Here is a 12,702-nt window from a genome sequence, read left to right on the forward strand (position 1 = left end):
CAGGTTCAAACTGCAAGCAACATATGACAGTCGCGGCGCGGTTTCCGTCAAGCGGCGGGAAAGGCCGAAATCACCTTGTGACCACAGCGGGTGGCGCAGGGCGCAGAAAGGCGCAACGCCGGTCGATCAGCGTTTCCAGCAATGTGGTTGACGTATCGTCGGGCGCGTTGAAAGGGTCACTCGGGGCGCAGGCGGACATTCCATCCCACCGAATCGGCGCACACGGTGTCAAGAATTCGGCAATCGCGTTTTATTGACCGCGTTTTGCCGGGCGGGGAATCCGGCCGGATATCCGGCCGGGAGCTCAGGAGAGCGACTCGTCCGGCTCGCCGTCGACGCCGACCACCACGAGCTGGCCGACCCGATCACGCAGCGCGACCTGGGCGTCCGTCGGCATGCCCGCGTCGGTGACGAAGAAGTTGATCTGACCGAGGCCGGCGAAGGTGCTCAGGCCCACGACGCCCCACTTGGTGTGGTCGGCCGCCACCACGACCTGGCGGGCGCGGGAGATGAAGACCCGATTGGTCTGCGCCTCGGCCAAATTGGGGCTGGACAGCCCGTCCCGCTCGGTCACTCCGTGGGTGCCCAGGATCAGGACGTCGACGTGGAGGGAGTCGATCGTGCGTTCCGCGATCGGCCCGACCAGCGCCTCGGAACGGGTCGCCGAGCCGCCGGTCAGCAGGACGACGGGCGGCTTCGGATTGATCGTCTTGGCGTTGCGGACCAGTTGGTCGATGGGAAGCGAGTTGGTGACGATGGTCAGGTCCTCGACGTGCACCAGCCGCTTGGCGACGGCGAAGGTGGTCGTGCCGGCGCTCAACCCGACCACACTGCCCGGCTTGACGAGGGCAGCCGCCGCGTCGGCGATGGACGCCTTGGCCGCGGACTCCAGCCCGGACTTGGCGTCGAACCCCGGTTCGTCGCCGCTTCCGGTGGACGCCACGGCGCCGCCGTGGACCTTCTCCACCAGCCCGCGGCGCTCCAGGGCGTCGAGGTCCCTCCGGACGGTCATGTCGGACACCCCGAGGCTGGCCACCAGGTCCGCGACGCGTACCGCGCCGTCACGGCGCACGGCCTCCATGATCAGGGCACGCCGCTGCTGCGCGAGCAGTCCTTGGTCGGCCACTGCCACCCCCGGCTCGTCATGGTGGGATCCGGTCCGAATATAGCGCAGCCGATCTTCGGCGCCGCCGCCCGCGCGGAGCAGCCGGACGGGAGCTCCGGCCGGCTCACCCCGGTCGGTATCCGTGGGTTCCGTCCGACGGCTGCGCCGCCCCGACGGTCCCCGGCGCCGCCGCGGGCAACACCGGGGACCGGTATCCGGTTCAGAGGCAGGTCAGTTGGGGCGCGGCCCAATCGGCGTGGTCGTACTGGGTGTTGTCGCCGCCGTCGGCGACACGGAGCATGAGCGCCCGGGCCCCCTCGAGGTGGGCGCTGAGGTGGACCGGTCCGTCGTTCCCGGTGAGGCTGCCGCTGGCGGCGACCTTCTGTCCGTCGGCGTAGATCTCGAACACGACGGTGCCCTTGCCGCCCACCTCGTCGTCGACGCCCACGTCCACGGTCAGGCCGGTGCAGGCGCCGCCGAGGTCGTAGAGGACGAGGGAGTTGGCGTTGGTGCCCAGGCCCTTGGTGTAGACGGTGCCACCGACGGTCAGGGCGTGCCCGTCACCGGCTGCCTTCTCCCCGTTGCTGCGGTCGATCTCGACGGGTCCCCAGCCGTTGCTGCTGTAGGCCTGGGCGCGGTCACCGAGCGGAGCGGCGACGGGGGTGTTCGGCCCGGCTGGGCCGCAGGTGAGACGGGGAGCGAGCCAGTCGGCGTGGGCGCTGCCGTCGCCCCCGGGACCGGTCGCGATGAGGCGCAGTTCCTCGCCGCCGGTCAGGTCGGCGGTCAGGCGCACCGGAGCCTGACCTGCTGTGCGCACTCCGCTGTCCGCGACGACGGTGCTGTCGCGGTAGATCCGGAAGATGGCCGAGCCGGCCGGGGACTCGTCGTCGATGCCGACGTCGACGGTCAGGCCCGTGCACGTGCTGCCCAGGTAGTAGTGGAGGTCGGACTCCGGGCGCACCCCCAGCCCTTTCGGGTAGGTGGCGCCGCCGATGGTGAGCGGTCCGCCGTCCCCGGCGGCGGGGCCGCCGGCGCTGTGGTCGCGCTCGACCGGTCCGCGGGTGGTGTGGGCGGCCGACCAGGCGAGGTCGCCGAGCTGGTAGGTCCCTGCCGGCATGTCGGTGCGGAGCGACGGGGTGACCCGGTACATCACGGTGCCGTGCGCGGGGACGGTCGCGCTGATGGTGCCGTTGCTGGTCGTGGTCTCCTTGGACCACAGGTCCTTGAGCGTGTAGCTCGGAGCACCCCCGATCCCGGCGGCTTCCGCGCTGGTCGTGATGGCCGCGGTGGTGGTGGTCTCGTTGGTGAGGGTGATGGCACGGGAGCCGTCGGCGAGGGGTTTGCTCATCACCACCAGGCCGCCGCTCTTGGCGATGACGCTGCCCTGGCGGCCGAGCGGGTCCTGGTCGACGGCGATCACGTCGGTGTTCTTGAGGATCGCGTAGGTCTCCGGGGTCGCCTTGCGCAGGTCGGTGCCGATGAGCAGCGGGGCGGCCATCTCGGCCCAGAGGCTGAAGTGGGTGCGGTACTCGGTGTCGGTCATGTGGCCGTTGCCGACCTCGAGCATGTCGGGGTCGTTCCAGGAGCCGGGGCCGGCGAAGGGCGCGAGCGGCTGGTTGGCGTGGGCGATGGTGAGCATGACTGACCAGGAGTCGGAGATGTCGCCGGTGGTGCGCCACGAGCTGCCGACGTCCTTCGCCCAGGCCCACGGCCGGGTGGTGCCCCATTCGCAGATGCCGTACAGGATGTTGCGGCCGGTCGCCCTGAGGGCCTCGCCCATGACCTTGTACCGCTCGATGCCGTTGCCGTTGCAGGAGTCGTACTTGAGGTAGTCGACGCCCCAGGACGCCCACAGGTTCGCGTCCTGCTGCTCGTGGCCGAGGCCGCCGGGGAAGCCGATGCGGTCGCAGGTCTTGGTGCCGGCGCTGGAGTAGATGCCGAACTTCAGGCCCTTGTCGTGGACGTAGTCGGCGACGGCCTTGATGCCGTTCGGGAAGCGGACCGGGTCCGGGACGAGGTTCCCGGCGGCGTCGCGCTGGGGCAGTGCCCAGCAGTCGTCGATGTTGACGTAGGTGTAGCCGGCGTCCTTCAGGCCCTGGGCGACGAACAGGTCCGCGGTGCCCTTCACCATCGCCTCGTTGAACTCCGGTCGGCAGCCGGTGGAGTTCCAGTTGTTGAAGCCCATCTGCGGGGTGAGGGCCAGGGAGTTCTGGAGCGCGGCGGCCGGGGTGGCGGTCGCGACCTGGAGGCCGACGACCGCGGCGGCACTGAGGGTGGCGCCGCTGCCGAGCAGGGCCAGGGCGGTGGTGAAGCCGACGGCGCGGTGTCGGCGAACACGGGGAACGGGAGCCAAGGTGGGGGTCCTCCGATACTCAATCGGCGCAGAAACACACCGAATCCAACGGAACCGAACGTTGGAAAGCGTCGGCCTGCCGCGCCCGCCTGTCAAGGCATCGCGCACACCGAAGTTGACGGTGCATCACCTGGGAGGCTCGTCGACCGCAGCTCCGCAGCAGGGCAGGGCAGGTCGCCGCTTTCCGGGGTCCGGCGGTGCGCGGCGCGTCCTCGGCACTTCGGTCCAGCGTTGATATCTGTTGATCCGTGATAGTTTCTGACCGGCCGTCACGACAGGGGCGCACGAGACGTCCCCGTTCGTCCCCCACCGCGGCCTGCGTCGGTGCACCCTGGCACGGCGCGCCCGGTCGTGGCCGTTGTGGGCGGCGCGACCGGGCATCCGGCCCCGGCGGCTACCCCTGGTCGGCCGGTCGGCCCGGTTGCCCGAAGGACGACAGCACCAGGTCCAGAGCGCCGAGCAGCACCGCCCGCTCCCCCAGGGCGGAGCACACGACGACCGGGCCGGGAGCCGGCCCGGGTGCGGCCGCCAGTTCGGCCCGCAGCCGCTGCGCGAGCCCTTCGCCGAGCGACGCGAGCGAGCCGCCGAGCACCACGGTCGAGGGATCGATCAGCACCGCCGCCGCCCCGACCGCCCGCGCGAGCAGGCCGACAGCATCGACGCCGCCGGGCACCGGCCCCGGGTGGAGCGACCGCCGCAGGGCGTCCTCGTCCACCGAGGCGTCGAGGCAGCCGCGTCGGCCGCACTCGCACGGCCGGCCGCCCGGATCCACCACGACGTGGCCGATCCGTCCCGCTCCGCCCGAGCCCCCGCTGTAGAGCGTGCCGCCGATCGCGATGCCGAGCTCCGTCCCTTCGTCCCGGACGAGGTTGAGGAGCGGCCCCGGAGCGCGAACCGCGCCGTGGACGACCTCGGCGAGCGCGCCCAGCCGCGCCCTGCTCTCCACGGTGACCGGCAGCTGCCACGTCCGCTCGATCCCCCGGGCGAGGGCGGCCGCCTCGGACGGCGCCGGCCGGCCCGGAAGCAGCCGGCCGCCGTCGTCGGATCCGCCCGGCACGCCTCTGCGGCCCGCGGCCACGGCAGCGCCGACCAGCGTCTCGGGAGCGGTTCCGGCCTCCGCCAGTACCTGCTCCGCCAGCAGGCCGACCAGGCGCTGGGGATCCTCGGGCGGGCGCGGGACGGTGCGCTCGGCGAGGACCGGCCGCGTCCGGTCCCCGACCGCCACCGCCAGGCGGGTGCGTCCGAGGTCGACGGCGAGCGCCGCTCCGGCGCCGGGGTTGAAGGCGACCACGAAGGGGCGGCGTCCGCTGCGCGGGTGGGCGACGGTGTGCTGCACGACCAGGCCGGTCGGCTCCAACTCGGTGACCAGGCCGGCCACGGTGGTCAGCGACAGGCCGCTCCGGCTGGCGAGCTCCTGCCGGGTGGTCGGGCCGCCGAGGCGCAGGGTGCGCAGGAGCACCGCACGGTTGGCCGCCCGCTGCCGGGCCGGGCCGACGGGGGCCGCCCGTCCCGGGCCCGCTGCGCTTGTCACTGGGCGTTCTCCTCACCGGAGGTGGGTTGCGGGTGTTCCATGAAGACGTGCGCGGCGCCGCGGTTCGACCGCGCGGTGGTCGACTTTCCGTGACGTTCGGGTCTCCGGCAGGGATCGGTACGGGGGCCCGGCCGCGGATCGGTAGGTGGTCGGGGCAGGTGCCGGTCATCCGCAGGACAGGCCGGCGGCCTTCCAACTGCCCGGGTCGACCATGGTGGTCGGTGCGAACGCCTCCTTCGGGAAGTCCTTGCCGTTCTTAAGCCGGTCGTACATCGTCTGCACGGCCAGCGCGCCGACGCCCCGGCCGTCGATGAACAGCGCGGCCTTCATCCCGGACGGCTCGCCGCCGTTCCAGTCCTTGCAGGCCAGGTACGCGCCCAGGCCCACCCCGATCACGTCCTCGGCCCCGAACCCGGCATTGGCCAGCGCGGTCACCCCGCCCTGCACGTTCTCGTCGTTGCAGCCCCACACCACCCAGTGCTTGACTTTCGGGTTCGCGCGGACGGCGACGGCGACGCGCTCCCGCGCACCGGCCACGGTGTTGTCGGTCTCCACGTGGATCCGCCGGATGCTGGCCCCCGCGGTGGAGAGGAAGGCCTCGTCTGCGGCGTTGACACGGTCTGTGCAGACCGTCACGTCGTGCTTCCAGGCCGCGAGGATGCGGGTGTCCGCCCGGTCCCAGCCGGCCTTCCCGAACTCCTCGGCGGCCCGCCGGCCGACCTCGGCTCCCATCTGCCGACCGGAGAAGCCGATCCGCGGCACCAGGTCGTCCTGACCGCAGGCGGCCGGGACGGCGTTGGTGGCGCAGATCTGGTCGTCGGAGGCGAGCAACGGGACCTTCGCCTGCGCCGCGAGGGCGACCAGATCCGGACCGACCGCCGGATCCGGGACGGCCACGATCAGGCCGCCGGTGCGCCGCTCCGCAGCGGCCCGCACCTCGGCGAGGGTCTGCCGGGCGTCGTCGCCGAGGTCCGCCACCACCAGCTCGACACCGAGGCGTTCGGCCCTGGCCCTGGCCCCGGCCGCCTCCTCCCGGAAGTACTGCTGGTCGCCCTGCTTCTGCAGGTAGGTGATCGAGATGTTCGCGGCGGTCCGGGCCGGACCGCCGGCCGGCGTGCAGCCGGCGGGTCCGAGGAGCGACAGGACGCCCAGCGCGACAGCGGCCGGGCGGAGGTGCGAGCGGTGCATGACGGCTCCCGGTGACGGCGTCGGCGCGGTCGCCGAACGCTACGACAAGGCGAGAAAAACCAACAGACCAGAACTATTTCCAACAGGATTCGCGCCAGCAAACTCGCTGCCTTCCCTCACGTCAAGCCCTCTGGAGACCCCTTCGCCCCCGCCCTTTCTCCTTCACCGACCGTGTTGCCTTCTGTTGGTTGCGGGCGATACGGTCTCGTGCTGGTCGGCCGGTCCGCCGGGTGGAACGATCGGTTCCCTCACTGGCCGATCGCCGTTTCGGGGACTCCATGCGGGATGCGTCGGCCCCGGGTCCCGCCGCCGACCGCCGGACAGGACTGGCGTTCGTCGGACGGGCGGACGAGCTGCGCTCGCTCCTCGACGCGCTCCGGGCCGGGCCCGCCGTGGTGTTCGTGGAGGGCGAGGCCGGGATCGGCAAGTCCCGGCTGCTGCGGGAGGCCGCCGACCGCCTGGACCGACTGGGCCCGCCGGTCCTGCGGGGCTGGTGCCACCCGCTGCGCGAGCCGCTGCCGTTCGGGCCCGCGCTCGACGCCCTGCGCGGTGCCGGCGCCCACCTGCCGGCCGAGGTGCGGCTCTCGCCCGCGACCGGCGTGCTGGCCCCCTACCTGCCGGAGCTCGCCGACCGGCTGCCCCGGACCGCACCCGAGGGGGGCACCCGCAACCAGCAGTTGATGCGTGCCGTCCACGAGGTGCTGCGCGCACTCGGACCCGTCGTCCTCGTCGTCGAGGACCTGCACTGGGCCGACGACGCCACCCGCGACCTGCTGCTCCTGCTGGCCCGCAACCCGCCCGAGGGGCTCCGGCTGGTCGTAACCTACCGGGAGCGCGAACTGCCCGGCAGCGGCAACGTCCTGGGCTCCCCGTACCGCCGTCCGCTCGGGGTGGGCGGCACCGACCTCGCGCTGGACCCGCTCGGCGAGACGCACATCGGCGAGCTCGCCGCCTCCGTCCTCGGACCGGCGGCGACCCGCCCGCTCTGCCGCGAGCTGTACGAGCGCAGCGGCGGTCTCCCCCTCGCCGCGGAGGAGGACATCCTGGTCCTGGCCGACCGCGTGGCCCGGCCCGACGAGGCGGGCGCCCCGCTCGCGCTGGCCGGGGCCAAGGTGCCCCGCGCGCTGCAGGAGGCGGTGAACAGCCGGGTCGCACCACTCGGCCCCGGCTCCACGGCCGTCCTGCAGGCCGCCGCCGTCCTGGCCGTGCCGACCACCGAGGAACTCCTCACGGCGGTGGCCGCCCTGACGGAGGACCAGGCCGAGCAGGCCCTCGACGCCGTCCTGACCGCCGACCTCCTGGTCGAGCACTCCCCCGGCCGGTACGGGTTCCGCCACGTCCTGGCCCGGCGCGCGGTGTACGACCGGATCCCCGGCCCGCGCCGGCGCCGCCTGCACACCCGCGCCGCCGACGCGCTGTCCGCGCAGCGCGAACCCGCGCTGGTGCAGATCGCCCACCACGTCCGGCAGCTCGGCGACACCGCCGCCTGGTTCCCGCACGCACTGGCCGCCGCCGAACGCGCCACCGCCGTCGCCGACGACGGGGTCGCCGCCGAGCTGCTCGGCCAGCTGCTCGGCGAACCCTCGCTACCGTCCGAGGACCGCACCCGCGCCGCGCTCGCGCTCAGCGCGATCGCCGTCCGCAGGACCGATCCGGCGGCCTGCGAGGCGACTCTGCGCGGCATCATCGCCGACCCGGCCCTGGCCCCGTCCGTCCGCGGCGAGATCCGCTTCAACCTGGCCCGCGCCGTCGGCGCCTCGGGCCCCTACCGGGACACCCGGGCCGAGCTGGAGCGGGCGATCGCCGAGCTGGCGGACCGGCCGGGGCACGCGGCGGCCGCGACGGCCTCGCTCGCCGTCGGCGCCACCGTCAACGCCCGCGGCGGCACCGTCTCCGAGAACCTGGCACTGCTGGAACGGGCCGCCGAGCTGGCCGCGCGCAGTGACGACCCGGTGGCGCGGGCGGACGTGCTCGCCAACCGCGTCACCCTGCTGGCGTTCGTCGGCGACCCCCGCCGCCTGGACCTGCTGGCGCGGCTGCCCCTGGACAGCACCGACCGCGCGGTGCTGCGGCAGTGCGCCCGCGCCCTGTCCAACACCGCCTACCTGGCCGGACCGCGCGGCAGCACAGCGGAGGCCGCCGCCCGGCTCGCCGAGGCGCAGGAGCTGATCCGGCGCACCGACTACCCGCTGCTGGACGAGTTCTGCCGACTCAACCGGATCCGGCTCGACCTCGCCGCCGGGCACTGGGACGGCCTGGACCGGACGATCGACACGATGCTCCGGGAGACCACCGAGGGCACCCTCCGCTTCGGCCTGCTGACCGCCCGCGCGACCCTGGACACCGCCCGCGGCCGCTGGGCCGCCGCCCGCGAGGGCATGGCGCCGCTCGTCACCGACCTGGACGGCAACCCCGACCTCGACGTGGTGCCGGCGGCCGTCACCGTCCTCGCCCGCCTCGACCTGCTGGAGGGCGACCCGGCCACCGCCTGGCAGCGGACCGGGCCCGTGGTCGAGGTGCTCGGCCGCAAGGGACTGTGGGTGCGGCCGGTCGACCTGGTCCCGACCGCCGTCGAGGCCGCCCTGGCCTGCGGCCTCGACGACCGGGCCCACCGGCTCGTCGAGGACGCCGCCCGCGGCGTCGACGGCCTCGACGCGCCCGGGGTCGCCACCGGGGTGCACCTCGCCCGTGCCCTGCTCGCCGCCGACAGCGACCCCGAGGCCGCCCTCGCCCACCTGGACCGCGCCCACGCCGGGTACCAGGCCGCCGGCCACGTCCACAGCGCGGCCGGAGTCCTGGAGCGCTCCGGCCGCCTGCGGCTGCGCACCACGCCGGACACCGCCACCGCCGACCTCCACGCCGCGCTGGACGTCTTCACCCGGCTCGGCGCCACCGCCGACGCGGCCCGCTGCGAGCGGGCGCTGCGCGACAGCGGGCGGCTGCGCCCCCCGGCGCGCCGAAAGCGCGCCTACGGCGGTGAGCTCTCCCCGCGCGAGCGGCAGGTCGCCGCGCTGCTGGCGGACGGCGCGTCCAACCAGGACATCGCGCGGACCCTGGCGCTGTCCCCTCGTACCGCCGAGCACCACGTCGCCAACACGCTCCGTAAGCTCGGGGTGCCCCGCGGTCGGGTGCGGGAGGTCCTGGACCCGCCGCGGTGAACCGGTCCCGCCGGGCCGCGGACGGCCCGGGGCGGTGGCACCGACCGGCGGTATCGTGGTAGCGGGCCGCGCCCGCAGCCGTGCCCGGCGACGCCGGTTGGACACGGACGGTGACGGACAGCAGAGGCTGGCACGAGATGGCGAAGAACACCGAGGCACCGGGACGGGCGTGGTTCGAGTTCGTCGGCCGCCGGGAGGAACTGTCGGCGGTGGCCGCGGCGGTGCGGCAGGCGCCCAGCGTCGTCCTGCTGGAGGGCGAGGCGGGGGTGGGCAAGTCCCGGCTCCTGCGGGAGGTGGAGCCGCTGGTCCGCGACGCGGACCTCGCGGTCCTGGTCGGCTGGTGCCATCCACTGCGCGAGCCCCTGCCGTTCGGGCCCGTCGTCGAGGCCCTGCGCCGCGCGCGTCCGTACCTGGCCGGGGAGCGCCCGGGGCCCGGCGCGGCCGTGCTCGCGCCCCTGCTCCCCGAGCTCGCCGACCTCCTCCCCGACGCACCCGCCGGTTCCGCCACCGACGGTGAACTGCGGCAGCTCCAGATGCGGGCCGTCCACCATCTGCTGTCCCTGATGGGGCCGGTGGTCCTCGTCGTCGAGGACGTCCACTGGGCCGACCAGGCCACCCGCGACCTGCTCCTGCTGCTCGCCCGGAACCCTCCGCCGCAGCTGCGCCTGGTGCTCACCTACCGCGCCCAGGACCTGCCCGACCACGGGAACGTGCTCGGGGCTCCCTACCGCCGCCCGATCGGCGTCGGCGGGCTGGAGACCACGCTCCTGCCCTTCGGCCGCGGCGAGGTCCGCGAACTCGCGACCGCCGCCCTCGGCGCCGGCGCGGCGAGCAGGCTCACGACGCAGTTGCTCGACCGCAGCGGCGGCCTCCCACTCGTCCTGGAGGAGGACCTGCTCGTCCTGACGCGCCGCGGAACGCCGGCCGGACTGGCGGACCTGGCGGTGCCGCGGGCCCTGCGGGAGGCGGTGAACAGCCGGGTCTCGGCACTGCCCGAGGACGCGGTGACCGTCCTGCACGCGGCCTCGGTGCTGGGGGCGCCGGCGACCGAGGAACTGCTCGCCGGCACCGCGGGCCTCGACGAGCAACGGACGGAGACCGCGCTGATCGCGGCGCTCGACACCGGACTGCTGCGCGAGATGCCCGGCGGCCGCTACGGGTTCCGCCACGCACTCGCCGCGCAGGCGGTCGGCGAGCGCGTCGTCGGACCGCAGCGCCGCCGGATGCACCGACGGGCGTTCGAACTGCTCGGCCGCCAACGACCCGCCCCGCTGGTGCAGATCGCGCACCACGCCCGCCGGCTCGGCAGCGGCGAGGACTGGCTGCCGCACGCCTGGGCGGCCGCCGACCATGCCGTCGAGGTCGGGGACGACGGCGTCGCCGCCGACCTCCTGCAGCAGCTCCTGGACGAGCCGGTCCTGCCGGCCGGGCAGCGGACCCGGGCCGCCGTCGAGCTGAGCCGGCTCGCCGCCCGCCGCACCGACCCGACGGCCATCCTGGCCGCGCTGCGCCGGATCGTCGCCGACCCGGCGCTGACCGCCGCCACCCGCGGCGAGATCCGGCTCGGCCTGGCCCGCACCCTGTTCACGCTGGGCCGGGCCGAGGGGGCCGGTGAGATGGAACGGGCGGTGGCCGAGCTGGAAGCCGACCGGCCCGACCTCGCCGCGGTCTCGCTCTCCACCCTCTGCATGGGCATCGCGCTCGACCGGACCGCCGCCCAGGACCGGGCCGGGATGGAGCGCGCCACCCGGCTCGCCGCCGGCACCGACCCGGCGAGCCGGGCCACCGTGCTCGCCAACCGGGTCACGCTGCTCGCCGCCCTCGCCGACCCGGGGCTCGACGGCCTGGTGGCGATGCTGCCGCTGGACAGCCCGGAGCTGGACGTCCGGCGCCAGTGCGCCCGCGCCCTCGCCAACGCCGCCACCTGCACCGCCTGGGCCGGACGGACCCACTACGCCCGGGACCTGGTGGGCCGCGCCGAGGTGCTCGCCGACGCGACCGGGTACCGGCACACGCAGGAGCAGTGTTCGCTGGTCCGCCTCGGCCTGGACTTCCAGGAGGGCCGCTGGGAGAATCTCCAGGAGTGGGCCGAGACCATCGCCGCGGAGGCGGCGGCCGGATCCGGCCTGTACGTGGAACCGCTGCTGGTGACGGCCTGGTTGGACATCGCCCGCGGTCAGCTCGCCCGTGCGCGCGAGACGATCACCACCCATCTGCTGCCCTACGGGTACTTCGACGGCGTGGTGGCCGGCAGCGCCGCACTCGCCCGGATCGAGGTCCTGGAGGGCCGGCCGGAGCAGGCGTGGGAGGTCGCCCAGCAGGCACTCGCCGTCCAGCGCCGCAAGGGCATCTGGGGCTGGGCGACCAGCCTGGTGCCCACCGCCGTCCTGGCGGCCCTGCTCGCCGGACGGACGGCGGACGCCCGTGCCCTGACCGACGAGGCCGAGGCCGGTCTCGCCGACTCCAACGCCCCGGACGCCCGCGCCGAACTCCTGGTCTGCCGCGGCCTGCTGGCCGCAGACACCGACATCGACGAGGCCGAGGACCTGCTCGTCCGGGCCCGCGCCGTGTTCGTCGCCGACACCCGCGTCTACCGCGCCGCACGGACCGCCGAGCAGACCGGCCGGACGCTGCTCGCCGCCGGACAGCCCGCGAGGGCCGTCCGCCACCTCCAGGACGCCCTCGACGTGTTCACCCGGCTCGGCGCGACCTCGTGCGCCGCGCACTGCCAGCAGGCGTTGCGCGAGTGCGGCCGGGGCGCCGCCGGCCGGGGCCGGCGCGGCGACGGAACGGCGCTGTCCGCGCGCGAGTCCCAGGTCGCGGAGCTGCTGGCCTCGGGGGCGAGCAACCGCGACATCGCCGCGGCGCTGGCGCTGTCCCCGCGCACGGCGGAGCACCACGTCGCCAACACCCTGCGGAAGCTCGGCGTGACCCGTGACCAGGTGCCGCACACCGTCCCGGGCGATCGGCCCTGACGCCGAGCCGACGACCGGCGGCACCGACCGTCCCGGCCCCTGAGCGGGTCCGGCCGGTCTGCCTGCCGCGTCCACGGCCCCGCAGCCGCACACTCGTGGCCTCGGTGCCGCCTACTCGGTCCGCAGCCCCTCCTACCTGCCCCGGCAGGACAGTGCCAACGGCAGGACCGCCGGCCACCGGATCCTCACCTCCACGGACGGCACCACCAGGGGCACCCCGTCTCCACCGGCAGCCGGCCCGCAACGCGCTGCCGCAGACCGTCTGCTTCCCGCCAGTGAGCCCCGGGTTCCTCCACCTCAAGGCCGCCTCCGAGGCCGGCGGCAACCGGTGGTCCGCCGCCGCGGAACTCACCGTGTACGGCACCTGACCGGCCATCACGCGGTCCGCTGCC

Annotated in this window: 5 protein-coding genes and 2 pseudogenes; 2 read left to right on the forward strand and 5 right to left on the reverse strand. The window is 74.7% G+C overall.

Features of this window, described 5'->3' with window-relative positions; all coding sequences use genetic code 11:
• Positions 1-304: 304 nt before the first annotated feature.
• The 5 genes and pseudogenes from ABEB06_RS05200 to ABEB06_RS05215 all read right to left on the reverse strand — a co-directional run bounded on the left by ABEB06_RS05200 (position 305) and on the right by ABEB06_RS05215 (position 6,177).
• Complete coding sequence (locus ABEB06_RS05200) at positions 305-1,126, reverse strand: DeoR/GlpR family DNA-binding transcription regulator (RefSeq protein ID WP_345701742.1); 822 nt, start codon at positions 1,124-1,126, stop codon at positions 305-307.
• 199 nt (positions 1,127-1,325) lie between these two features.
• Positions 1,326-1,733, reverse strand: a pseudogene (locus ABEB06_RS39275) (NPCBM/NEW2 domain-containing protein); the annotation flags it as partial.
• Positions 1,734-1,787: 54 nt separating this feature from the next.
• Positions 1,788-3,458: pseudogene (locus ABEB06_RS05205) on the reverse strand (NPCBM/NEW2 domain-containing protein); the annotation flags it as partial.
• 394 nt (positions 3,459-3,852) lie between these two features.
• Positions 3,853-4,989, reverse strand: coding sequence for an ROK family transcriptional regulator (locus tag ABEB06_RS05210; protein ID WP_345695595.1), 1,137 nt, complete (start codon positions 4,987-4,989; stop codon positions 3,853-3,855).
• A gap of 165 nt (positions 4,990-5,154) precedes the next feature.
• The gene (locus tag ABEB06_RS05215) at positions 5,155-6,177 is read right to left on the reverse strand and encodes a substrate-binding domain-containing protein (protein ID WP_345695596.1); all 1,023 of its coding nucleotides are present in this window, start codon (positions 6,175-6,177) and stop codon (positions 5,155-5,157) included.
• A gap of 278 nt (positions 6,178-6,455) precedes the next feature.
• On the opposite strand from ABEB06_RS05215, the gene ABEB06_RS05220 reads away from it, so the two are divergent.
• Together ABEB06_RS05220 and ABEB06_RS05225 are read left to right on the forward strand one after the other, a co-directional pair.
• Positions 6,456-9,335 carry an ATP-binding protein gene (locus tag ABEB06_RS05220; RefSeq protein ID WP_345695597.1) on the forward strand — a complete coding sequence of 960 codons (2,880 nt, stop codon included), beginning with the start codon at positions 6,456-6,458 and terminating at the stop codon, positions 9,333-9,335.
• 110 nt (positions 9,336-9,445) lie between these two features.
• Complete coding sequence (locus ABEB06_RS05225; protein ID WP_345695598.1) at positions 9,446-12,310, forward strand: ATP-binding protein; 2,865 nt, start codon at positions 9,446-9,448, stop codon at positions 12,308-12,310.
• Positions 12,311-12,702: the final 392 nt, after the last annotated feature.

This window comes from Kitasatospora terrestris (genome assembly GCF_039542905.1).
In the GTDB taxonomy this organism is placed as follows: domain Bacteria; phylum Actinomycetota; class Actinomycetes; order Streptomycetales; family Streptomycetaceae; genus Kitasatospora; species Kitasatospora terrestris.